This window comes from Dactylosporangium sp. NPDC006015 (assembly GCF_040614215.1).
Lineage (GTDB): Bacteria > Actinomycetota > Actinomycetes > Mycobacteriales > Micromonosporaceae > Dactylosporangium > Dactylosporangium maewongense.
The window spans coordinates 287,425-310,032 of record NZ_JBEXUD010000011.1; the positions used below are offsets into that span (position 1 = coordinate 287,425).

At 68.5% G+C, this 22,608-nt stretch carries 24 protein-coding genes and 1 pseudogene; 13 read left to right on the forward strand and 12 right to left on the reverse strand.

Annotation, left to right across the window (positions count from 1 at the left end):
- Nucleotides 1-261: 261 nt before the first annotated feature.
- Entirely contained in the window at nt 262-1,092 is an 831-nt protein-coding gene (locus ABZ321_RS22230) for a TrmH family RNA methyltransferase (protein ID WP_344513520.1), read from the reverse strand.
- A 62-nt stretch (nt 1,093-1,154) separates the two neighbouring features.
- Nucleotides 1,155-1,967, reverse strand: a complete 813-nt coding sequence (locus ABZ321_RS22235) for a phytanoyl-CoA dioxygenase family protein (RefSeq protein ID WP_344513519.1) — start codon at nt 1,965-1,967, stop codon at nt 1,155-1,157.
- A gap of 160 nt (nt 1,968-2,127) precedes the next feature.
- On the opposite strand from ABZ321_RS22235, the gene ABZ321_RS22240 reads away from it, so the two are divergent.
- Nucleotides 2,128-2,835: a GyrI-like domain-containing protein gene (locus tag ABZ321_RS22240; RefSeq protein ID WP_354894038.1), complete on the forward strand. Its 708-nt coding sequence runs from the start codon at nt 2,128-2,130 to the stop codon at nt 2,833-2,835.
- Nucleotides 2,836-3,677: 842 nt separating this feature from the next.
- On the opposite strand, the gene ABZ321_RS22245 is transcribed toward ABZ321_RS22240, so the two are convergent.
- Entirely contained in the window at nt 3,678-4,250 is a 573-nt protein-coding gene (locus ABZ321_RS22245) for a hypothetical protein (RefSeq protein WP_344513515.1), read from the reverse strand.
- A 307-nt stretch (nt 4,251-4,557) separates the two neighbouring features.
- Nucleotides 4,558-4,701: a hypothetical protein gene (locus tag ABZ321_RS22250; protein ID WP_354894041.1), complete on the reverse strand. Its 144-nt coding sequence runs from the start codon at nt 4,699-4,701 to the stop codon at nt 4,558-4,560.
- Between the two features lie 339 nt (nt 4,702-5,040).
- On the opposite strand from ABZ321_RS22250, the gene ABZ321_RS22255 reads away from it, so the two are divergent.
- Nucleotides 5,041-5,790 (forward strand): DUF2795 domain-containing protein, encoded by a 750-nt coding sequence (locus ABZ321_RS22255; RefSeq protein WP_354894044.1) that lies wholly within the window; start codon nt 5,041-5,043, stop codon nt 5,788-5,790.
- Here the strand turns inward: ABZ321_RS22255 and ABZ321_RS22260 are convergent.
- Nucleotides 5,702-6,316, reverse strand: a complete 615-nt coding sequence (locus ABZ321_RS22260) for a PP2C family protein-serine/threonine phosphatase (RefSeq protein ID WP_354894047.1) — start codon at nt 6,314-6,316, stop codon at nt 5,702-5,704. The two genes, ABZ321_RS22255 and ABZ321_RS22260, sit on opposite strands and share 89 nt — an antisense overlap.
- A 441-nt stretch (nt 6,317-6,757) precedes the next feature.
- Between ABZ321_RS22260 and ABZ321_RS22265 the strand changes: the two genes are divergently transcribed.
- Together ABZ321_RS22265 and ABZ321_RS22270 are read left to right on the forward strand one after the other, a co-directional pair.
- The gene (locus ABZ321_RS22265; RefSeq protein WP_354894050.1) at nt 6,758-8,260 is read left to right on the forward strand and encodes a SpoIIE family protein phosphatase; all 1,503 of its coding nucleotides are present in this window, start codon (nt 6,758-6,760) and stop codon (nt 8,258-8,260) included.
- Nucleotides 8,261-8,711: 451 nt separating this feature from the next.
- Nucleotides 8,712-9,047, forward strand: a complete 336-nt coding sequence (locus ABZ321_RS22270; protein WP_354894131.1) for an STAS domain-containing protein — start codon at nt 8,712-8,714, stop codon at nt 9,045-9,047.
- Between the two features lie 6 nt (nt 9,048-9,053).
- Here ABZ321_RS22270 and ABZ321_RS22275 read toward each other — a convergent pair whose 3' ends face one another.
- Nucleotides 9,054-9,521, reverse strand: coding sequence for a response regulator (locus ABZ321_RS22275; RefSeq protein WP_354894053.1), 468 nt, complete (start codon nt 9,519-9,521; stop codon nt 9,054-9,056).
- A gap of 178 nt (nt 9,522-9,699) precedes the next feature.
- Nucleotides 9,700-10,566, reverse strand: coding sequence for an RNA polymerase sigma factor SigF (locus tag ABZ321_RS22280; RefSeq protein WP_344513501.1), 867 nt, complete (start codon nt 10,564-10,566; stop codon nt 9,700-9,702).
- A 391-nt stretch (nt 10,567-10,957) separates the two neighbouring features.
- On the opposite strand from ABZ321_RS22280, the gene ABZ321_RS22285 reads away from it, so the two are divergent.
- Entirely contained in the window at nt 10,958-11,338 is a 381-nt protein-coding gene (locus ABZ321_RS22285; protein WP_354894056.1) for a DUF3618 domain-containing protein, read from the forward strand.
- The gene (locus ABZ321_RS22290) at nt 11,335-11,607 is read left to right on the forward strand and encodes a DUF4235 domain-containing protein (protein WP_344513497.1); all 273 of its coding nucleotides are present in this window, start codon (nt 11,335-11,337) and stop codon (nt 11,605-11,607) included. Before ABZ321_RS22285 ends, ABZ321_RS22290 begins: the two co-directional genes overlap by 4 nt.
- A gap of 331 nt (nt 11,608-11,938) precedes the next feature.
- Here the strand turns inward: ABZ321_RS22290 and ABZ321_RS22295 are convergent, their stop codons facing one another.
- The 4 genes from ABZ321_RS22295 to ABZ321_RS22310 form a co-directional block, all read right to left on the reverse strand.
- A complete protein-coding gene (locus tag ABZ321_RS22295) occupies nt 11,939-12,274 on the reverse strand; it encodes an STAS domain-containing protein (RefSeq protein ID WP_354894059.1) in 336 nt (111 codons plus the stop codon).
- Between the two features lie 250 nt (nt 12,275-12,524).
- Complete coding sequence (locus ABZ321_RS22300) at nt 12,525-13,136, reverse strand: NAD(P)H-dependent oxidoreductase (protein ID WP_354894062.1); 612 nt, start codon at nt 13,134-13,136, stop codon at nt 12,525-12,527.
- Between the two features lie 258 nt (nt 13,137-13,394).
- Nucleotides 13,395-13,802: an ATP-binding protein gene (locus ABZ321_RS22305; protein WP_354894065.1), complete on the reverse strand. Its 408-nt coding sequence runs from the start codon at nt 13,800-13,802 to the stop codon at nt 13,395-13,397.
- Nucleotides 13,803-14,003: 201 nt separating this feature from the next.
- Nucleotides 14,004-14,135 carry a hypothetical protein gene (locus ABZ321_RS22310; protein ID WP_354894068.1) on the reverse strand — a complete coding sequence of 44 codons (132 nt, stop codon included), beginning with the start codon at nt 14,133-14,135 and terminating at the stop codon, nt 14,004-14,006.
- Between the two features lie 35 nt (nt 14,136-14,170).
- Between ABZ321_RS22310 and ABZ321_RS22315 the strand changes: the two genes are divergently transcribed.
- Together ABZ321_RS22315 and ABZ321_RS22320 are read left to right on the forward strand one after the other, a co-directional pair.
- Complete coding sequence (locus ABZ321_RS22315) at nt 14,171-14,968, forward strand: oxygenase MpaB family protein (protein WP_354894071.1); 798 nt, start codon at nt 14,171-14,173, stop codon at nt 14,966-14,968.
- Nucleotides 14,969-15,189: 221 nt separating this feature from the next.
- Nucleotides 15,190-16,125, forward strand: coding sequence for a hypothetical protein (locus ABZ321_RS22320; protein WP_354894074.1), 936 nt, complete (start codon nt 15,190-15,192; stop codon nt 16,123-16,125).
- Nucleotides 16,126-16,449: 324 nt separating this feature from the next.
- Here ABZ321_RS22320 and ABZ321_RS22325 read toward each other — a convergent pair whose 3' ends face one another.
- Nucleotides 16,450-17,367 carry a helix-turn-helix transcriptional regulator gene (locus ABZ321_RS22325; RefSeq protein WP_354894076.1) on the reverse strand — a complete coding sequence of 306 codons (918 nt, stop codon included), beginning with the start codon at nt 17,365-17,367 and terminating at the stop codon, nt 16,450-16,452.
- A gap of 125 nt (nt 17,368-17,492) precedes the next feature.
- Here ABZ321_RS22325 and ABZ321_RS22330 point away from each other — a divergent pair, with 125 nt between their 5' ends.
- The 5 genes and pseudogenes from ABZ321_RS22330 to ABZ321_RS22350 all read left to right on the forward strand — a co-directional run bounded on the left by ABZ321_RS22330 (nt 17,493) and on the right by ABZ321_RS22350 (nt 22,600).
- Complete coding sequence (locus ABZ321_RS22330; RefSeq protein ID WP_354894078.1) at nt 17,493-18,446, forward strand: aldo/keto reductase; 954 nt, start codon at nt 17,493-17,495, stop codon at nt 18,444-18,446.
- Nucleotides 18,447-18,769: 323 nt separating this feature from the next.
- Complete coding sequence (locus ABZ321_RS22335; protein WP_354894081.1) at nt 18,770-19,369, forward strand: hypothetical protein; 600 nt, start codon at nt 18,770-18,772, stop codon at nt 19,367-19,369.
- Nucleotides 19,359-19,754, forward strand: coding sequence for a hypothetical protein (locus ABZ321_RS22340; protein WP_354894084.1), 396 nt, complete (start codon nt 19,359-19,361; stop codon nt 19,752-19,754). The genes ABZ321_RS22335 and ABZ321_RS22340 overlap by 11 nt, the downstream gene beginning before the upstream one ends.
- A 290-nt stretch (nt 19,755-20,044) precedes the next feature.
- A pseudogene (locus tag ABZ321_RS22345) lies at nt 20,045-20,737 on the forward strand (IS6 family transposase).
- A gap of 1,101 nt (nt 20,738-21,838) precedes the next feature.
- Nucleotides 21,839-22,600: a hypothetical protein gene (locus ABZ321_RS22350; protein ID WP_354894087.1), complete on the forward strand. Its 762-nt coding sequence runs from the start codon at nt 21,839-21,841 to the stop codon at nt 22,598-22,600.
- Nucleotides 22,601-22,608 lie beyond the last annotated feature (8 nt).

Sequence of the window (22,608 nt, forward strand, 5' to 3'; positions counted from 1 at the left end):
CGGTGCCGCGGGTACGCCGGCCGGTAGGGAACCTCAGATGCCGCAGGTGAAGCGGAACCGTTCCCAATCGCCGATGCGGGTGGCGTTGGAGTGGATCGTGTCGGTGACGCGGCCGCCGGAGTCACGGCGGTGAGGTAGTGGCCGTTGACGGTCTGGATGGCGTATGCGCCGCCGCCGAGCGCGACCGAGGCCAGCTTCTCCCACGCGAGCAGGCGGGTGCCGGTTGGTGGCAGCCGCCGGAGGCCGCCGGCGATCAGTGCGCTACTGCCGGGCAGCAGCGGTTCGCTGGCGTGCCGATTCGTACAGCACGACCGTCGCGGCGGTCGCCGCGTTCAGGGAGCTGGCGGACCCGAACATTGGAATCCGGACGAACTGGTCGCAGGCCGCACGCCAGCCGGAGCTGAGGCCGGTGGTCTCGTTACCGACCAACGTCAGCGTGGCTTGCGTGAAGTCGTACTCGGCGGCGGCCAGGGCGCCGCGCTCATCGGTTCCCACGATGCTCATGCCGATGCCGTCGGCGCGGACGTCAGCCACCCAGGACAGAACGGCCTGGTGTGAGGGCATCTGGACCACGGGCAAGGCAAACAGCGAGCCGGTGCTCGCCCGGACGGCCTTCGGGTCGTATACGTCGGCGGCGTGCCCGGTGATGATGACACCGGAGGCGCCGAAGGCGTCCGCGGACCGAACGAGGGTCCCGATATTGCCGGGGCTGGTGGGCCGATCGAACACGGCGGTGAGCATGGTCGGCCCGACCGGGATTCGGCGCAGGTCGTCCTCCGGCATCGCGGCCACAGCCAGCAGCTCTGGAACTGTGTCTACCTTTTCGCCTAGTTCCTGCATCAGTTCAGGGGAGACGGCGATCTTCTCGGCCCGGACCGTGTCCAGGGCCTTGCGTGCCCAGCGGGACAGCTGAGCGCTGGTGTCGTAGAGCAGCTCTCGGATCTGCCAGCCGTGTTCGATGGCCATGGTGATCGGGCGTACGCCCTGCACGAGGAACTCGCCGCGACGCTGCCGCTTGGTCCGATTGCCGAGGAGAGCTTGCCATTGCTGGAACCGCGCATTGCGGCCACTCACCCGCAGACCCATCGCCAACCCCGCCTCCGTCGCTCGTCGCCCACCCATGCCCTGCCTGGTGCCTGCTGCGCCTGCCATGTCTACCCGGCTCTGCAGTTGGTGCCGTCCCCGTCCAGACCGGGGGTGTCGTGTCCGAGGCCGCGACGGATCGCGATCTCTACGGGTGAGTACGCGCCGTCGGTCCGCTCCAGTTCGTACGGTGTAGCCGGCATCAGCGCTGGCTGGGCCATGAAGCGCGGCCGCACCCCATGGTGCGGTTGCGCCGCGTGTACCAGGAATGGATGGCACAGGAAGACGTCGCCTGGGGACCCGGTGGCGAGGACGAGTGGCCGGTGGTCGGACGCCGCCACCAGATCGGGCGCAAGGGCCAGCCCGCTCGCTCCGTCCTCCCCGTACTTCTCCAGCACCTTCGGTACGTCGAGGTGTGACCCGACCCTGATCCGGGTCGGGGCGTCCTCCTCGCCGACCTCGCTGAACAAGAACAGCATCAGCAGCGCCCGGCCCCGTGAGCGCACATTTGTGAAGTACCAGCTCTCGCCCTCCGGCAGATAGCTCCCCTCGATGTGCCAGCCCGCGTCGTCCGGCTCCATTTCGTGCGGGAAGCGCAGCGGGAACGTGCCCAGTGAATAGCGCGGCTCCCAGCGTCTCGCGCCGACGAGCAGGTCGTACGCGTGATGGAGGAACGGGGAGTTGGGTGCGGCGGCGAACGGCCCCTGCGCCATGCCGGATACCCAGTGCACGGGCTGCGTCCACGTTGCTGGATCGTCCGGTTCGCAGCCCGTCTCGCGCCATAGCAGCCGCGCGCAGTCCGCAGCCACACGCGGCGCGACGGCGCCCTTCACCTTCACGAAGCCGTCGCGAAGAAAGCGGGATACCAAGGTTGTGTCATCCACGCCCCCATCGTGCGGCGACATTGGTCCCGATCACCCGACACTTTCCGCACCGCTTTTATCGGATGTGCCGCAACAGCGAAGGCGCACGATCGGATCGGACCACAGCGATCGGGCGTGACCGGTGTGCCTTGGACCAAGGTTGATGCCAGAAGGAGGCTTGATGATCTCGGCGCTCAACCGACTCGCCGACGTCGTCCGAGGTGAGCAAGACCGGCTGAATGTCGGCATTCGGCACGGATGCGGCCCGACCGAGGCGTCCGGGCGAGCATTCCGGGCGGTCATCGGCGCTGGCCCTGGTGATGTGCGCCGCGACGGAGACCCCTTCGCACAACCACAATTCAAGTTCCGCCTGACCGTCGAAGGGAACGAACACATGGACACCCGCATCGTCGACCATCCCGCGTTCCGGCTCGTGGGGCACGCCGCCCGTGTGCCGCTGATCCACCAAGGCGTCAACCCGCATATCCAGCAGCACATCACCGCACTGCCGACAGAGGAGCACCTGCGCTTGAAGGCTCTCGGCAACGCTGAGCCGAGCGGCCTGCTCGCGGTCAGCGACGATCTCGACCCCGACTACACCGAGGGCAGTGAGCTGACCTACCTTCACGGGGTCGCCGTGTCCCCGGATACGCCGGTCCCCGGCGGCCTCGACATCATCGAGGTCCCGGCCGGCAGATGGGTTGTCATCCGGGACGCGGGACCGTATCCGCAGACCCTGCAGAAGACCTGGGCCACGGCCGCAGCCGAGTGGTTCCCCTCCAACCCGTGGCGACTGCGGCCAGGTCCGGAGATCGTCGCGGTGCTCGAGCCTACGAACGGCTTCAGCACCGCAGCCCGTGAGCTCTGGCTGCCCGTCGAACCGGCGTAGCGACCTGGCGGGCATCCAGCCGCAGCCGGGTGTGGGTGGGGACCCGTCACGGTCGCAGCCGTGGCTGGCGGGAGTGAGGTTACAGCGGGCGACGGTGACGACGCCGGCGCTGGCGGCCCGGATTGGGATGCGGCGGGTGCGCCGAGGGCCACGCCGTGGTGGCTGGGTCGTTGCGTGGTTCTGAACCCGGACACGATGGGGCCTCAACAGGCGTGACCTATCAGCACGGCGGTGTGCCGGTGGTGGGAGTCCTCTTCCTGGCGAGGAGTGAGGCATCCGTAGGGCGCGGCCGCTGCCGGGTCCTGCCCGGCGACCTTGATCTGTAGGTTCCGAGTGATCATGGGCACGCGTGAGCGTGCGGTGGGGTGCGTTCTGGGCAGATCGAGCACACTGTTGCTCTAGCCACGTTCGTCGATCTTGAGCAATCAGGGTTCGGTGCACGCAGACACGAACACCGGGGCGGTCCGCCCAGCCAGCGCACCGGCCGCGCGGACACCTTTCCCGCAGCCGGGCCCAGTTCCCCCCAAGCGCTGACGGAACTCCCGGCGGTGTGGTGCGGGCATCCGAACTCGTTCCTCGGCGACCGGTGTCGCCTCAGCTCAGGTGTCCGGGGAAGCGTGGGAGCTCAGCGGGCCGCCATCATCACATTGATGACCCAACCGGGACGCTGTCAGGAGGAGCCGGCCAACGCGGTGATCACCCGGCGAGGCCCTTGAATGCCTCACCCAGATCGCCGATCGGCTTGCCGGGTGATCACGGCAGTGACGCCGACCAACAGGAATGTGCACAGCAGTGCACGACATCGTCGCGGCGCCCGACGGTCCGTGCTATGCCTGACCTGGCTACGCGCCGGCACCGATCGGGTCGCCCGGGCGGGCCGGCTGCGCGTTGATCCGGCGGTCGTCCAGCAGTTCGCGCACGAGTGCGGCCGGGCCACCCAGATAGGTCGACGTGAGGTCGATCTCGGTGGCGACGCACCAGGAGTGGTCGTCGGGCCACCACAGGTTGGGACTCTGCTCCCACGACAGATCCCACAGTGCCCGCGCGGCGTCGAGCCCGCCGCGGTACAGCGCGAAGGAACGAGATGGCATCTGGATCCTTGCCGGTGGAGGAGTGAGCCACGCCGGTGGATCAGCACTGCCGTCGCGGGTCAGCGCGGTCATCGCGGGAGGCCCATGCAGCCAGGCGTACCCGTCCCAGATGGCGAACCAACACGATCCCGGTTCGGGTGCGTGCCGCGGGAGCACTTCGAGGAGCGCGTCCAGTTGCGGCCGGTCGAGCGTACCGGCGTCCGGATGGCGGATCCGCGCGTATGCCGCGAACGCCTCGGGAACCAGGCTGCCGACATCCTGGGCGAACGGATGCAGTCTCTCGACGATCCACCGCGCCGCTGCGACGTCCTCGGACCACTGCACGCCAGGTCACCCCCTCGATATTGCTCCTCCGTGGTGCGGAATCCCCAGCTGGCGTTCACCACCGCATTGTCGCGGGCGCTGGCCCGACGGCTGGAAACCGGAACGTACCACTCAGCACAAAGCACGATCACCGGGAGTGATCCGGCGACGCGCTTGCCGGAGAAGCGGTCGCAAAGACACCGATGAGTCCACCGACCGACGGTTCCTGCACAGCAAGGACGGACCGGACTCGTCGGCTGGTCCTGGTGGCAGACGACGCGACGCTCAGACGCAGACGGCGTCGAGCGCCTTCTTGAGGGCGGCGGGCTCAGTGGGTGTCATCGGTGCCCTCACGGACCTTCGGGAGCCACTCGTCCTCTTCCTCCTGGACGTGGTGGGTGACGTTCTCGATGAGCACGGTGACCTTCGCGTCGAAGTGCTCGTCGTCGGGGTCCATGGTGAACAGCTCCAAGCACAGCACATCGGCGACGTGATGTTGCTCGGACGACTCCAGCACTTCCTTCGGTCAGTACCTCGAGGATCTCCTGGGCGATCTTCGGCTTGGGCTCCGCAGCACCGTCTTGCGCGGCCCGGAACTCCTTGAACAGCCGCTTGACGTGCCTGTGGTCGTCGTTGAGCATCACGATCGCGTCGGTCGACATCGCCACTCCCTGTGCGTACGGACGGGATGATTGCGGTCCGGGCACTCTCCTGTTGAGCTGCGCAAACGCGGATTCATCCGGTCCCGGTGAGAGCCGACTCCGCGGCGTGGCCCGGGCTTGGACCACGCCGCGGTGGGTAGCGGAAGACCATGACTGCTAGCGCGATCGAGGTCCAGCGCTATCTCGGCGACGTGGACTATCCGACGGACAAACAGCACCTCGTCGAGCAGGCTCGCGACCACGGTGCCAACGAAAATGTCATGCGGACCCTCCGGGACCTTTCCCGCGAGCGGTTCGCCTCACCGAACGATGTCACCCAGGCGATCAGCGAACCGTCGAAGGCGCGCGACATCGTGGAGATCCTGCTCGCCAGGCACACCGAGATCAAGCAGATGTTCACGCGCGTCAGCTCCGCTCGGGGGAAGCAGAAGGAGGAGCTGTTCCACGATCTGGTCAGGATGCTGGCTGTGCACGAGAACGCCGAGGAAGTGGTCGTACATCCGGCGGCGCGTGACCTGATTCCCAACGGCAAGGAGGTGGTCGGCGAACGGCTTCAGGAGGAGTCCGAGGCCAAGCGGGCGCTCGCTGACATCTACGACCTAGGTATCGATCATCCGGAGTTCGACCAGCACCTGAGCGTTCTGGCCGAGTCGGTGGTGGCCCATGCCATGGAGGAGGAGCAGCAGGAGTTCTCGCAGCTGCGTCAGCGCGCCGACATTGACCGGCTGCGCCGGATGGCGACCGCGTTCGAGGCGGCCGAGGCGGTCGTGCCGACACGCCCGCATCCGGCGGCCGGGGAGTCCGCGGTCGTCAATCTGATGGTCGGCCCGCCGACCGCGGTGTTCGACAAGATCCGCGACGCGATGCGCGACTGGCGTGAGCGCACGGGCGAGGGATGAACGATTCAGCCTGTGACAGAGCGGCATGACAGAGCCGGCGCAGCGCTTCAGGCGCCGGCCTCTGTCCGGCGGTGCGTTGTACCAGGTCGATGAGCCGTTCGGTGCCGAACAGCTCGCCGGTGCGGTCCCTGGCTTCGGTGATGCCGTCGGTGAAGAGCAGCGGCCGGTCACCCCGCTCGAGCATCTCCTCGGCGATCTCGACCTGCAAGTCGTCGAGCCCCAGGGGCATCCGCCGGCCACTCACAAGGCTGCGGACCTCTTTGCCGTGCCGGATCAGTAACGGCTGCGGATGGCCGGCGTTGATAAAGCGCTGACACCCACTGGCGAGGTCGAGCTCGGCGAGGACCGCTGTGGTGAACCGCAGTCCGGCCAGGTGCTCTTCGAGCGCCTGGTCGGCGGCCCGAGCCATGGCGTCCAATCCGGCACCGGCCCGCCGGGCGGCGCGGATTGCCGACATCACCAACGTGGTGCCGAGGCCGGCGCGTAGCTCGTGCCCCGCCGTGTCAAAGATGGCGAAGAACAGCAACGGGTCGTTGAGCGCGTACCGACGAGGTGACCGAACAGCTCGCAGCCGTACGTGACGTCGTCATCAGGGGAAGGCTACCGGGTTACGGTCGTCCTGACCGCCGCCACCGGGCGGGGGACGCGAACGGCAGGCCGCCCAGCAGCAGGCGGCCGAGGCGGAACGCCGCCACGAGCAGGCCTGTGAGCTCATCAACGCGCTGCAACGCGATCTGCTGCCCGCCGGAGTGCTGGTGCTGCCCCGGATGCGGTTCGCGGCCAGTTGTCTGTACGCCGAGTACGGTCGGCTCCTTCGCATCAGGTGTTGTCGGTGTCGCTGGTCAGTCGTTGTCCAATCGAGCGGGTGTTCACACGTCAGGCAGGTGCGAGCGCGTACTGCTGATGGCCGTGGCCTGATCGGCATGGGTGTTCGGGTCTGTACGCCCGGCTGGCATACATTCGGCGGGTGATCGATCCGTTCGAGGCCGCTGGGCCGTTGCGTACGGCGTACCTCGACGTCGACTGGGCGGGCGGACCGCTCGGGCCGGTGTCCACGTGGAGCCCGACGCTGCGGGGCGCGGTCGACCTGCTGCTGCAGACCCGCAACGCGGTCACGTTGTTCTGGGGTCCGCAGTTCGTGATGGTCTACAACGCCGCCTACGTCGACATGATCGGTGACAAGCACCCAGCGGCGCTCGGCGCTCCGGCACGGGAGGTGTTCGCCGAGATCTGGGAAGAGATCGGGCCGTTGCTGGAGTCGGTGCTGGCCGGCCGTGGGGCGACCTGGGCCGAGGACATGAAGCTGTACATGGACCGGCACGGGTACCCGGAGGAGACCTACTTCACCTTCTCCTACTCCGCCGTGCGCGGCCCCGACGGCGTGATCGAGGGGGTCATCGACATCGCCTCCGAGACCACCGTGCAGGTGATCGACCGACGCCGGCTGGACCTGCTCGGCCGGCTCACCGACCGCATCGGCGACATCGACACCGTCCCGCAGCTGCTCGCGCGGGCGTTGCCCGTCCTACGGTCCGATCCGGATGACCTGCCCGACGTGGACCTGCGGCCAGTGGGCGACAGCCCTTTGGACCGCGCTGGTGACGGGCCGATCCGTATCCCACTGGCCGACGGTCTGGACCTGATCACCGGGCTGAGCCCGCACCTGCCTGACGACGAGGCCTACCGCGGGTTTCTCCGCTTGGTCGCGGCGGCGCTGGTGCAGGGTCTGAGCCGGGCCGCCGCCCGCCGGATCGCTGCCGTCGAGCGTGAGATCGCGGAGGCGTTGCAACGCAGCCTGCTCAGCAACCCGGCCCAACCGGACAATCTTGACGTAGCGGTGCGCTACCACCCGGCTTCCGAGGGTGCGCGGGTCGGCGGCGACTGGTACGACGCGTTCCTGCTGCCGGACGGCGGGCTGGCCGTCACCGTCGGCGACGTGTCCGGACACGACCGCGAGGCCGCCGCGGCCATGAGCCAGATCCGCAGCCTTCTGCGCGGCATCGCCTCGGCGCTGCCCGGACCCCCGGACCGGGTCCTGACCGCACTCGACGATGCCATGGCCCGGTTCGGCGTCGACACGCTCACCAGCGTCATCCTCGGCTACGTCGACCTCGGGACGTACGAACTGCACTGGTCCAACGCCGGGCACCCGCCACCGCTGCTCCTCGGCCCCGACGGGACCGTCACCGTCCTCGAAACGCCGGCCGAGATCATCCTCGGCGCCCGGGTCGCGGCCCGCAGAACCCACCACCGCCTGCGGCTGGCGCCCGGCACCGCCGTGATCTTCTACACCGACGGCCTGGTCGAGCGTCCCGACCGCGGTCTGGATGCCGGTATTGCCGCCCTTCGTGCCACGCTGACCGGCCGCCAGCAACTGACCGCCGTGCAGCTGTGCGACGACCTGTCCGCCACCGTCACCGACCGGGTCGACGACGACGTCGTCCTCCTGATCATCCGTCGCCCGGCCTAACTTGATTTTTGACCTTGGCTCGCCGTCCTGGTCCGCGCGCTGGACCAGCGGATCCGCGCGTGGCGGCAGGTCCTTGCCCACCTCGCGGCCATGGGTTGTGCCCGCCGGCGACCTGGTCGGGTTGCAGGCCACACCGGACCAGGCGCGTGCGGGCCTGTCGACGCTTGCCGGCCGGCTGCGTGCTGTGGCCACCCGCAACGGCGTGCGGGCCCCAGGCTGAGTGACCTCTCGCCGGGCCTGTCGCCGCGCGCAGGTCGGCGTCGCCATTTTGGCTTCCTCGATCGCGGTGCTGTGCCGTCGCGGTGATGGCTGTCGTTGTGTTCGACCTGCGGGACGGATCACGCCGGGTTAGGCTGGCCGCCTACTGCGGATCAACGGAGCGTGCATGGGCCCTGATCAACAGCCCGCGCCCTCGCCGGACAGCGGGCCACGCCTCGCGATTACCTCCGCCATGCCTGGCGAGGCAGGCGCCGTGGTGTTGACGATCGTCGGTAGCCTCGACTTCTACACCGCGGCGGCGTTCATCACGGCGGTGGGGGAGGCGTTCGATGCCGGTGCCGACGGGGTGCGGGTGGATCTGGGCGGGGTCGGGTTCTGCGACTCGTCCGGGCTCGCCGTTCTGGTCCGCGCGCACAAGGCCGCGCAGCGCGACGGCCACCGCTTCACGATCTGCAGTCCGGGTCATGTCCTCAATCGCATGTTCGCGCTGACCGCGCTGGACACCGTCCTCGACATCACCACCGACATCGCTTCCGCCCCGAACGGCGAAGCCAATTCCGGGTCCTGAGCGCGCTCAGGGCGTGGCGGCACCGGGAAGGCGGACGGTGTCGAGCCAGAACTGGTTGATCTGGCGCACGATGGCGACGAACTCCTGATAGTCGGCGGGTTTGGTGACGTAGGCGTTGCCGTGGGTGTCGTAGCAGGCGACGACGTCCTCGATCGCGCTGGACGTGGTGAGCACGACGACGGGGATGCTGGCCACGGTCGCGTCGGCCTTGATGGTGCGCAGGACCTCGCGGCCGTCGACGCGGGGCAGGTTGAGGTCGAGCAGGATGAAGTCCGGGCGGGGCGCGTCGGTGTAGTCACCGCGCCGGTACAGGAAGTCGAGGGCTTGTTCGCCGTCGCGGGCGACGTGCAGCTGGCTGTCCTGTGCGTCGTCGCCGAACGCCTCGCGGGCCATGAGCTCGTCACCGGGGTCGTCCTCGACGAGCAGGATCTGCGCGGTGAGCGCCTGACCGGTGGGTGTCTGAGCAGGGGTCACGGGTGGTCCCTTCATCGAGCATGCCGCGTGGGCGCGCCGTCTGCGCGTTGAACGATGGAGAGAGCCCTGCTGCGATCGCCGCCGGCTCGGCGCAGCAGTTCGAGCCGGCGCAACTGTACGCCCACCCGGTCGATCAACCAGCGCCACGCCAGGGCACGCTGCCGGTCAACGTCCGGGTTCAGCCGGCCAGAAGGTGAGTCCGCAGCGTGTCGAGGGTGCTGCGCAGTAGCCGGGAGACGTGCATCTGGGAGATGCCGAGCTCGGCGGCGATCTGCGATTGGCTGCAGTTGCCGAAGAACCGCATGGTGACGATGACCCGCTCCCGCTCCGGGAGGGCGGCCAGCAGCGGCTTCAGCGCCTCGCGGGCCTCGACCTGCTCGATGCCGGGGTCGGCGCCGCCGATGTAGGCGCCGAGGTCGGTGTACTCGCCGTCGCAGTCGCCGCCGGCTGGGGCGTCCAGGGACAGGGTGCGGTACGCGTGGGCGGCGTCGAGACCTTCGATGACGTCTTCCTCGCTGCAGCCGAGCCGATCGGCGAGGTCCGCGACCGTCGGGGACCGGCCGAGGGACTGGGTGAGTTCCTCGCTGACGCGGCCGATCCGCAGCCGGATCTCCTGGGTGCGGCGCGGGACCCGCATGTCCCAGCAGCGGTCCCGGAAGTGCCGTTTGAGCTCGCCGGTGATCGTGGGGATGGCGTAGGCGGTGAACCCGACCCCGCGGGAGGGGTCGAACCCGTCGACGGACTTGACCAGTCCGACGCCGGCGACCTGGACGAGGTCGTCGAAGGGTTCGCCGTGGTTGCGGAACCGCTGGGCGAGGTAGCGCGCAAGGGGCAGGTACAGCTCGACGATCCGGCCCCTGATGCGGGACCGGTCCGGGCTGCCCGCGGGCAAATCGGCGAGCAGGGACAGCAGCGACATGGCGACCGCGTCGGTCGCGGCGCGGTCCCTGGCGCGGTTCGTGGTCTGGCTGCGGGCTGCGGCCGCTGGGTCGGCTGCCGCGTGCGTGGCGGTGCGGACGGTGTCCGCAGGAACGGTCGTCGTCATCGTGAGCAACTCCTCGGAAGAAGATGTTCCGCAGTGCCGTTTCCTGAACCGCGGTGATCGGCGGCAGGGGGCGGGCGGTCAGCGGTGAGCGCGGCATGCGTCGAAGGATGCGGGCAGTGCCGCGTGCGGTGGCGCACGCCGGCGTGGTGCGGTGGTTTACCCGTGGTCTGAGTGCCACTGCGCGGTGCCCGTGGACGGTCCGTGCTGGCCGCCGGTGCTGGACGACCTGACCTGCCGTGCATCGTATGCCCGGCCGGGTGCAGCCGCCAGCTGAAGCGGCGCATGTTCCACCGGCTTCGCAGGGGCGGTGAGCTGCGGCGGATCGATGTTTATTTTCCTTACGGCAAGGGCATTGGCGGAGGGCGGCGATAGACGCGAAGGGATGGACGGCATGACCACGACGACCGCGGCGGTTGATCCGCGCCAGTTGCGGGCCGAGATCGCCCGTACCCGTGCGGCGCTCGGCGAGACCGTCGAGGCCCTCGCCGGGAAGGTCGACGTCAAGGCTCGCGCGAAGGGTGCTGCGGCCGGACTGGCGTACCGCGTGCAGGCAAGGACCGCAGCGGTGGCCGGGGTGCTCCTCGGCGAGGCGGCGGCCGCAGCGACCAGGGTCGCCGAGCGGGCCGGTGCGACGAGCGGGGCGGTCGTGGTCGCGGTCCGCGACCCGCAGGTGTGGCGGCGGCTGCGCCGGCCGATCCCCGCCGCGGTGCTGAGCGCCGCGGTCACCGTCGCCGTGGCAGTGGTCGCGATGGGCGTGCGGGGGCGGCGGTGAGCGGCATCGTGGGCAAGCTGGCGTACAAGCCGGTCGGGTTGCTCCTCGGGGTGGCCGCCGGCGCGGTGGCCGGGGCGCTGTTCAAGCAGGCGTGGCGGCTGGCCGGCAACGACGACGACGCACCGAACGCCACCGACGAGGATCGCGGCTGGGGCGAGATCCTGGCCGCGGCCGCGCTGCAGGGTGCCATCTTCGCCGTCGTCAAGGCGGCCGTCGACCGGGGCGGGGCGGTCGCGGTGCGCCGCACCACCGGCTCCTGGCCCACCTGAGCACCGCCCGCCGCCCGGCAGCGGGCGGGACCAACGCCGGGAGCCGGTCCGCTCCGGCAGGTCGCCGGGCGGGTGGTGACGTTCGCGGCGGGACTTGCCGTCGGGTACGTGCTGGGCCTCGGGCCGGACGTGAGCGGTACGAGCAGCTCACCGCGCACGCCCGCCAGCTGTGGCTGCCGACCTCATCAACAACCGGCGCGGCACGGACACCGCACCGGCCGCAACTCCGCGGGATGTGGCACCGGGCAGCGCCAGCGTTGCCTCACCGGCTATGCCCTGACGCCTGACCGTTTCTCCGGCGGCAACCGGTCCTGTGACCTCCGGAGGCAGCTCATGCCCCGGCGCCGCCGGGCAACGCGTCCACGATGGTGAAGACGCGATCGAGGGCGGTCATCCGGAAGACCCGCAGCAGCCGCTCGTGCGGGACGACGAGCGCCAGCCGCCCGCCGGCCTCGTCACGCAAGCGCTTGTGCACGCCGACGAAGACGCTCAGCGTGGTGGAGTCCAGGAAACCCACACCGGTCAGATCAACGGTCAGCGCCGTCGCACCGTCGTCCAGACGGGCGTGCAGGAACTGGCGTAGTTCGGGGCTGGTGGCGACGTCGAGCTCACCGGTCACCGCCACCACGGTCGGCGATCCTGCCGGAGAAGCCACGGACAGCTGCATGACGGGCTCCCAACGGCCAATGGCGGACGGCACATCGTAGCTCTCACGTCCGGCGGCCGCCTGGATCGCTGCGGGACTTGAGCGCGTCGCGTGGTGACGGTGTTCAGGGCAGGCCGTCACCACGCGTCAGGCGTCACGCGTCACCGCGGTCGATCGAGCGGTACGGTCACGCTCCTTCACCACCACGCAGTACGCGTTTCTTGAGGGTCACCGGTACCAGCGAGTTGAGCCTGCAGGCAGGTGCGGTGAGTCAGGTGGACGGCTGGTACGGCTGGGCGGCCAGCAGTCGCGCGAGGTGGGCGGCGTTGGCGGCGAGGGTCTTCGTCGCCGCCCCGGTCGTGTCCGGCTTCGGGCCGGCGTCGGCGTAGTCCACCTTTTGCATGGCCTCACCGACCCAGTACGTGCCGCCGGCCGCCGGGATCGTGAAGCCGACGTCGTTGAGGGCCTGGAACACCTCGGCGGTCACGTGGTGGGCGCCGTCCTCGTTGCCCACCACCGCGACCGTTGCGACCTTGCCGTAGGTGAGTAGTCGGCCCTGCTCGTCGGTCTCGGACAGTTCGGCGTCGAGCCGCTCGAGGACCACCTTGCACACCGACGCGGGCTGTCCCATCCAGATCGGCGTGGCGATCACCAGGATCTGTGCGTCGAGCAGCTTCGCGCGGATCCGCGGCCAGGCGTCGCCGCCGCCCTCGTCGGTCGAGACGCCGAACCGGACGTCGTGGTCAACGACCCGGATCACCTCGCCGTCGACATCGTGATCGGCGAGCGCGGCCAGGACCTCACGGCCGAGTAGCTCCGAACTCGACGGGGCCGGAGACTTCTTCAGCGAACAGACCAGGACCAGGGCACGCAACGACGACATGATCCCGCCCGTACCCCGAGCTACCGGCGTCGAACCCTCCGCCTTTGATACCGGTCGAGCTGTGCGAAGCGCCGACTGGCCTGAACTCCGGTGAGCCGCGCCGAAGACCGGGCCGAGCGAGTGCCCGGCCGGCCGGCGCCAGAGTCCAGCCCGCTGTCCGGCAGCGTCTGCCGTGGACGCCTGAGCCTGCGACATGTTCATTCCCAGACCGCCATGCCGGCGATGCGCCGCACCCCGTCCTGCGCAGTACTGGCGAGGTCACAGCGGAATGTCGAGCCACACGTCCTTGCCATCGTCCGGGCCGGTCGACACACCCCAGTCGACGGCCAGCCGCCCGAACAGCACAGTGCCGCGGCCGCGCTCACTGACCGCGTCGGCGGCAGGCGGGCGCCACGGCCGCACCGGCGCCGGATCGTGCACGACGATGTGCAGCACCCTGCCGGTGCAGCAGACCGCCACCCGCTCGACACCACCGGCGTGCTGCAACGCGTTGGCCGTGAGCTCACCGAGCAGCAGCTCGGCATCGTCGAGCAGGCACGGCCGGAGCGGTCCGTCGAGCAGACCCGGGACAACGCGCCTCAGCCAGGCGCGGGCCTCCGCGGACACAGCGACATCGTCGCAGCGCGCGGGACTCCACCGGGCCTCCCGCCCGTGCTCCTCAACCATCGTCGCCTCCTCACCACGTTCCTCGTCCATCCGTTACCCGAATCAGGTGCGGCTATCCGACGAACGATCCGTGCGGACAACGCCGGTCCGACCGACCGGATGAGCGCGTTTGCTCAGCGCAGCGCGTTGCCCGCGCGCCACCACGCAGGAAGTCAACGTCGGTGCATAGACTCAAGATGAACGGGTACGCCGAATATGCGGTCACAACGAGCGGGGTGACCAGTAGCAGATGTTGCGGGTGGCGCTGCGACGGCGCTTTGGACGCAGCTCCACCGTCACCGTGGAGAGCCAGAAGGCCGACGGCACCGTTACCGCGATCGCGATCGCGATCACGAAGAGCAGTAGCGTCCCGTGGCTATCTTGGCGGTGTGCGCCGCTACCACCTACGAGACCGCGTCGCCGGCCTCGACCCGGTGCGCGACTACGCCGAGATCGTCCGTCTGCTCATGTTCCACGAGTTCCCGTGGGACGTGCGCATGGCCGGACGCCTGATGATCTGGCACCTGTACGCCAACCCGCCCGTCGCCGCCGCGGTCGGGCACACCGACGCCCTGCTGGAACGGGCCGAGATCACGTCGCTGACCTTCGGTGACCTCGTCGAGCACGGCCTGGACTCCCCGCGCGGCCGGGCGATCCTGCGATGGGTCAACCGCAGCCACCGCGGCACCCCGGTGACCGCCGAGCACAACGCGTTCGCGCTGGCCGCCTTGGCGGTGACATTGACCCGCTGGCTGGACCGCTTCGGCTGGCGGCCGCTCACCCCGGGCGAGCGCACCGCGCTGGCCGTGTTCTACGCGGAGCTCGGCCGGCGGATGGGCGTGCGCGCCCTGCCCCGCTCACCGGACGAACTGGCCCGCGAGCTGGAGCGGGCCGAGGCCGGCTTCGCCTTCAGCGAGGCCGGTCAGCTGTGTAGCCAACGCACGCTGGCGATGGCGAGGTCCCGGGTCCGGCCGTGGCTGCGCCCGCTGGTCCGCCCGGTCGTGGCCGCCCTGCTGGCCCCGGGCACCCGAGCCGCCGTGGGCATGCGCCCGCCGCCCCGGCCCGTGCGGGCCGCTGTGCACGCGGCCCTGCTCGCCCGCCGCTGGGTGGTGCGCCTTCTGCCGCCCCGGGCGACGCCTACCACCCCGCGGACCCGGCGCCGCCTGGCCGACCAGACGCCGGCGTAGGAGTGCAGGCCATTGGCGACCGGGTTCCGGCCGGCGCGGTGGGACGTCAGGTCGCGGGTCGTGGTCCGCGGCGCGTCGACGGGACGGTCCGTGACGCGATGACAGCCAGAGACCGGCGGGGGCCCTGCCGGCATCGGAGGATGCAGCGCGCCGGTGGCTGGGGTTGAGGCTAGCCTGCGGCATGCAACTGGCGGCTGTCATGGTCGGCGAAGGGATGACGGGTGGCGCAGGGCGATTGGGTGCCTGATGAACTGGATCTGCCGTGGCTGACCCAGTTCGACGTGCGGACGCTCGTGGCGGGTGTCCCGGCCGGTCCGGTGGGCGCGGACGACCCGGTGTGGGAGACGTTGCATGACAACGGGCTGCTGCCGTCCAGGGTTCGTGATGCCATCGAAGGTCTGCGGGGTAGCAGCCCCGCCACCATGGCTGAGGCGCTCGTCGATCTTGGATGGACAGTCTGCAGTGATGGCAACACGAGCACGTCGGGTGCCTTCGTCGTGCCGATGTTGATCCGTGCCGCGGCGGATACGTCTGCTCAATCGCGGGCTGACGCGCTGCAACTCGTTGGTGACCTGGCCCGCGTGTTTACCCTCAACATGGAGATGCGGCCGTCGATGCTCTGGGTGATGCAGCCGATGCCGGTCTACGATTCCAGTGGCTATCTGGAGAACTGGGCGGTTGAGGCCGCGCGGATGATGGTCGGGCGCGACACGGATCTGCTGGTTGAGTTGCTGGACGACGACGATCCCGACGTCCGAGGTCGCGCGGCCTACGTGTTGGTCACCGCGTTGCCGGTCGATGGGGACCTGGTCGAGATCCTGCGGTTACGACTTGCGGCCAAGACCGTTGCGTCGGTGAGGATGATTCTTGTCATCTGCATTGCGCAACACCTCAGGGAACTGGACCAGGTTCCAGAGGCGCTGGCATGGTCGCGGGCGAACTGGTCGGATCGCGCTTCGCCGCTGGAGATCCGGCTCGGTGGTGTGATCGCCTGGCTCAATCTCACCGACGAGGCCGTGCCGCCGGAGTTGCGGAAGGTGTTGAGTGAACTGCCGATGCCGGCTGTCCGAGAGCTGTCGGAGCAACTTCCGTGGATCTGGTGGCTCAACTACCAGACCGATGGGATCGCGAATTGGTGGCAGCGGTTGATCCAGTGACCTGAGTGCTGCTACGCAGGGTGATCCCACCCGGCCCCGCCACGACCCGAGGCGTGCACGTGGAACGCGGTGCCCGCACAGATTCGGCGTCACTGAGACTTGCAACGGACCGACAAGGTTCAGCAGCCCGGCCCGGGGGATCTCTGCGTTCAGAGTCGACGCAACCGCCGATCGAGCTGCCGCCCGCTGTCGACGGTCACGTGATTCCCTGGTCTGGGCTCAAGTAGTGGGACCTCTCCTGTGACCGGTCGAGGTTCAGCAGTCCTGGGTGGGTTGTCCGTCGCCGTACGGGATCGGCGGTGTGTTGGTGTTTGTCGCTGTAGCTCATGAGGTCTGAGCGCCGCTCTGATGAAGAGGGTCTGCCGCCCGAGATGGGGTGGCTGACCAGCTGGCGAGGAGTTTGAGTCGGTCTTCGGACGCGGTGCCGGGTTCGGCGGTGTAGATGATCAGGTTGTGCACGGCTCGGCTGGACAGGGGTAGGTCGAGGTGCTGGTAGGTCAGTTCCAGGTGGCCGACCTCGGGGTGCTGGAGTCGTTTGATGCCGTCGTGGCGGATCAGGACGTCGTGCGTGGCCCATTGGTCGCGGAACTCGGGGCTGAGGGTGGACAGCTCGCCGATGAGGTCGCGCAGCGCCCGGTCGCGGGGCTCGCGAGCGGCCTCGGCGCGCAGCAGAGCGGCGGTGGCGTTGCCGGCGGCGTCCCAGTCGACGAAGAAGTCGTGTGCGCCGGGGTCGAGGAAGATGAAGCGGGCGATGTTGGGGCGGCCGCGCTTGTCGATGGTGGCGCTGTCGAACATCGGCGCGTACAGGGCTCGGGCCAGGGGGTTGCTGGCGATGACGTCCGTGCGGCCGTTGCGCACGAACGCCGAGGACATCGTCATGGACTCGAGCAGCCACTGGACTCGGGGCGGGACCTCGACGTCCCGGCGACGCGATGGCGTGCGACTCCCGGCCCGCGATGACTGGGCCAGGTCGAACAGGTAGGTGCGTTCGTCGTCGTCCAGCCGCAGGGCGCGGGCGACCGCGTCGAGGACGTCTTCGGACACGCCGCCGATGTGACCCTTTTCCAGCCGCGTGTACCACTCTGTGCTCACGCCGGCGAGGACGGCGACCTCCTCGCGCCGCAGCCCGGCGACCCGGCGACGGGCGCTGGTCGGCAGTCCGGCCTGTGCCGGGCTGATCTTGGCGCGTCGGCCGGCGAGGAAGTCCCGGATCTCGCCGCGGTTTCCGGGCTGCTGCTCCATGTCCTTCACCGTATCCGCCGGTCGCGGCGCGAGGGGGGTAGAGGTTGTACCCCCACAAACGCGACCTTCTCCGGTACCGACGATCGCGGTCTTCTGGGATCGAACGCGTAACGGAGGTAGGGGACATGACGAGCAAGACGCTGACAGCGCCGGCGGTGGCGCTGGGCACGTGGGCCTGGGGAGACAGCGGCGAGGCGGGCGACGGCTACTTCGGCAGTCAGCTGACCGCGTCCGGCCTGCGCGAGGTCATCGAGAAGGCGCAAGCGAACGGGTTCACCTTGTGGGACACCGCGGTGGTGTACGGCATGGGCCACTCGGAGACGGCCCTCGCTCAGGCCCTGAAGGGCTACGCCCGCAGCGAGTACCAGCTGTCGACGAAGTTCACCCCGCAGGCCGCGGGCGACGGCGACGATCCGGTCGCGGAGATGCTGGAGCAGAGCCTCGAACGATTGGGTACGGACTATGTGGATCTGTACTGGATCCACAACCCCGCCGACGTGGCCCGCTGGACGCCGCTGCTGATTCCGCTGCTGCAGAGCGGCAAGATCAAGCATGTCGGCGTCTCGAACCACAACATGAAGGAGATCGCTCTCGCCGACCAGATCCTCGGCGAGGCCGGCTATCGCGTGGAGGCGGTCCAGAACCACTACAGCCTCCTGTACCGCGGCTCCGAGCGCGCGGGCATTCTCGATCACTGCCGCGAGCACGACGTGCGGTTCTTTGCCTACATGGTCCTCGAACAGGGAGCGCTGACCGGCAGGTACGGCCCAGCCCATCCGTTGCCCGCGGGCAGTAACCGGGCGGCCGCGTACAACGGCATCCTGCCCAAGCTCCAGGCGCTGACGGACAGGATGCGGGCGATCGGCGGGGACCGCGGCGCGTCCGCCGCCGACGTCGCCACCGCCTGGGCCATCGCCAAGGGGACCACCCCGATCATCGGCGTCACGAAGGCGAGCTACATCGACGGGTTGGTCCGAGCTCGCGGCATCGAGCTCACCGACGAGGAGATCGCAGAACTGGAGGCGCTGGCGGACGCCGCGGACGTCGACACGCGCGGCTGGTGGGAGCACGAGATTTGACATCCTCTCCGCCCTGAAGGACGGAGATTCCCGCCACGCTGCGCGTGGACCGCGCGGCGTCCGGGTGGGTTACCGCTTCGCCGCGCGGTGCCGGGACGAGTCCCGGTCTTACCTGCGCTCCACTTGAATATTCGGCTGGTTACAAGTCGCGGACCTAATCATGCCGAAGAAGATCTCCTCGCGGACAATGACAACAGTTTGTGGCCGCTCGAACGGGTCGCGTCCGACAATCAGCCTCCGTGCGGAATTGATCGACATGACTGCGCTGGTCAACTTGACAGTCGGGGAATTCAACATAACTGAGCGAAGTGTAGTATTCGGCTATGGACTTTGAGATCCAACGACTGGCGACTTCCCTCGACGAGATGTCGCCAACGGGGAGGGCGACAATATTCGGGCTGTGCGCTCGGGTGCTCGCGCCGCTGGTCGTTGAGGTTGAGCGGAGATACGCTGGAGTGTGGTCATTTCGTGACTACGCTCCAGCGTTGGAGGTCATAGAAACCTTTGCGCTCGATGCCGGGCCGGCAGGTGATCGCGGCGAGCTTCGTGCCAGTCTCGCGGCCTCAGTTCCAAATGGCCACGACCTCGACGGCCCGTGGAGCACTAACGTGCAGGCCGCAATAATTTGCGCGGACGCTGGACTTGCTGCCGCGTCCGTCGATGCTCAGCCGGAGAGTATCTGGATCGAGTATGCACTGGAGCCATTGACCTCATCTGTTCAGGCCAGAGACATTGCACTCGTACGACGGCTTGGATATACAGCTTGGCTGTACAGGCTACCCCAGGATCCGGCAGTAGCCGCAGCGCTGAACTTCATACAGCAGTGCTGCCGGCGCATCCTGTCAGGTGGGCCGCTGACCCGCCGGGAGTTCACAGCGCTGGTTTCCGAAGGCAACGTGCTTCTGCCGGTCCGTGTTGACTGATGCCCTGAGGGTTTCGCTGGTCGACATTGTTGCCGGTTGGGACATGCCGGCCGAGCAGAAGGTTGCAAAAACCATCTGCTCGGCCGTCCAGCGGGGATTTTTCCGACTTTCGAACTCCGGCAGCTCGGCAATCTTCTATGTTCGTGAGAGTGGGTACTACTCTCTCGGCGAGCAAACCATCCCGCCGGCGTGGGACCGTATTCGCAATCTATGGTGTGGAAATCCATACCGGCGTCGTGCGATTCCTCAAGGTGGACAGAATGGATGGCGGGCAACCTCCGGTTTCGTAAACAGCACCGCCTCGGGATTCGCCGATTGTCTCGACGAGATTGTCGTTCTCGACGCACCCGTCGACTTCACCGACGCCGAGGCGACCGCACAGTGAAGGAGCCATCCCGGGAGTCAAGGGGGTCAGCCGACCGGTGTGACGTAGCCGCACGTGAGCACGCCGACCGCGACTGATCGCGCTACCGCAGAGCTGCGACGTCGACGTGTTCAAGGTCGCGGGTGACCACCCGGCTGACTGTCGACGGGTTGCGCGAGCGGGTGCGGTCGGTTGGTCATGGCGGCGAGCGCGGTCGCGACGGTTTGTAGGTCGGCGGGCTCTGTTGCATTCGCTGTTCGGCATGATCGAGGCAGGCTTGAGCAGTGAAGTCTCCAAGCCGCAGACCGTCGTTGCCGCCGCAGTCAGCGTTCGCCGGGTTCCGGTTCCCGCCGGACGTGATCGTGGTCGCGGTCCGGCTGTACCTGCGCTACGGCCTGTCCTGCCGCGACGTCGAGGAACTGCTGCTCGAACGCGGTGCCGAGGTCGACCACGTCACGATCTTCCGGTGGGTGCAACGATTCACGCCGCTGCTGGCCGACGCGGCCCGGTTCTGCCGGCATGCGCCCGGCGACAGATGGTTCGTCGACGAAACCTACATCAAGGTCAACGGTGTCTGGCGGTACGTGTATCGCGCCGTCGACCAGGACGGCCAGGTCATCGACGTGCTCGTCTCCGCCCGCCGCGACGCCGCCGCGGCACGCCGGTTCTTCCGCCGGGCGCTGGCCACGCTGAAGGTCACACCGAGCGAGGTCGTCACCGACGCGGCACCGGTGTACCCGGCCGTCCTCGACGAGCTGGTCCCGTCGGCGTGGCACCACGTCGAACGCCATGCCAACGACCGGATCGAGGCCGATCACGGCCAGCTGAAGCACCGGCTCAGACCGATGCGCGGGCTGCGTGCCGACCGCACCGCACAGACGATCATCGCCGGACACGCCTTCATGTAGAACCTCCGACGCGGACACTACGAACTCGGGCTCGACGCACCGTCCGGGCTCCGAGTCGCCGCAGCGTTCACCGAGCTCGCCACCACCGCCATCTGAAGACCGGCCGGCACTCACCCAAACGCGCCCTCCGATCGGCAAATGCAACAGCGCCCTCGCGTCGAACCGTGTCGACCCAGCGCTCTGCAACAGCGTTCGCACGTGGTGCCTGCGGCGGTGTGCAGAGTACGCCGATGCCGCGGCGGTGAAGACTGGGTCGAACGCAGCGGCATCGGATGAGCGGAGAAGGTGAGTCCTGTGAGTGGTCCTGACTTCGAGTGGATGCCCAAGGATGAGGTTGTCGCCTGGTTCGACGCCTCGGATGACGTCTCGCCACTGCTGTCCGCTGTGGAGCCTGTCGCTGACGGAGTGGTTTCCCCCGGCGGCGGACGGGCCGATAGCGATGATCAGCATCCGGCTGCTGGGTCGCGATAGTTGAGGAGTTGGACGGTCTCGCGGACGTGCAGCAGGCGTGCCGCTCCGACGTTATGCGGGAGGCATTGGCGTCCTACATCAGGGAACGGACTGCGCCAGCGGGGCTTGACGATGTGCAGCGGGCACTTGAGGTGCTGAGGAAGGTTGTCGCTGGCCGGTATGGCAACCAAGCCGAGGCGGCGTAGCCGGAGGGCTCTCTGACGTGGACCCCTTTACTCGGCCGGTTTATGCTTTTGGTGACCTGGGAGAACGTGCTTGAGCACGTCGCTGGGGCCTCCGACGACCCCCCTGGGGGTCAAGGGGTCGTGGGTTCGAATCCCGCCGTCCCGACTTTGCGAAAGGCCAGCTGAGCTGGCCTTTTTGTTGACCTCAATCAATGCGCTGGTCCTGTCATGACACTTGTTTTTGCACGTACGCGCGTACTGTTTCCGCGAACTTGCTGCTGGCCGTACTGTTGATCTCGCCCAGGCCCGTTAGCGCGCAGGTCTGCCGCGACCAGCGCGGCCGCCCTGATGATCGGGCGAAATGTATGTTGACCAGCGCTTTCAGGTCCGGCCTCGATCGACGGTCGTCTTGAGCCAGGCCCCTTGACCGCGACGGGCGACTTCGAGTCCACTGTGGATGATCGCGACACATCTGCGACACGTACGCCCGTACGGTGATCTCCGTTGAGCGAGCAGTGGGCCGTAGTGGGCCGGCCTGCGCGGGCTCGGGTCAGTCTTGGCGGTGGACGTCGGCATGTGTGTAGTCGAAGTTGCGTGCTGTGAGGGTGCCGCCGTCTGGGCCCGATTCGAATACCCGGAGTGTTCCGGTGGTTGGGTTGACGAGTGGGCCTACCGCCTGCGAGACACTGCCGCATCCGAGCGGGTCCGCATCGAGGCGATCTCGCCGAAGAAGTCCAGCGTGCGAGTTGATGTTGCCTTCCTCGACGACCCCGACATGCGGGTTGAGAACGTTCCGGCCGCACGCCTGCGGGTGCCGTGGGACGAGGTGCAGACATTTGATGCCCTGATGGACAACTGGCGCCGCCTCGGCGAGTTCGAACTCGACGATGTCGAGCAGGCATGCGTCGAGGAGGTGTTCCTGACCGTGATCCCGCCAGCGGTGGCGGAGCTGTTGTGGACGCCCGTCTCGTGCGCGACGGCCATGTGCGACCAAGCCCGGGTGAGCGACACCATCGACGTTCCGATCGAAGAGATCTTCGCCTCCGGTGAGTGGTTCGATCACGCCGACGGACTCATGCACGCGTGGATGATCCGGCGGCACCGGGTCGAGGGCGCGTACGAGCCGCGGGCGGCGCGATGGATGGCCGCCCGGTTCGGTCCACTGCCGGCGCCCCGCCCGGCGGGCACGTATCTGGCCCGCCGGGCGGCGAAGGCGTTCGACCGGTTGCTGACCGGTGATCTGGAGCCGGCCGAGTACCGGGCGCTGATGGCCGCGGTCGCAGCGCAGGACGCCGTGGCCCGCCCGCTCCGCGTGCCCCGCTGACGCTCGTT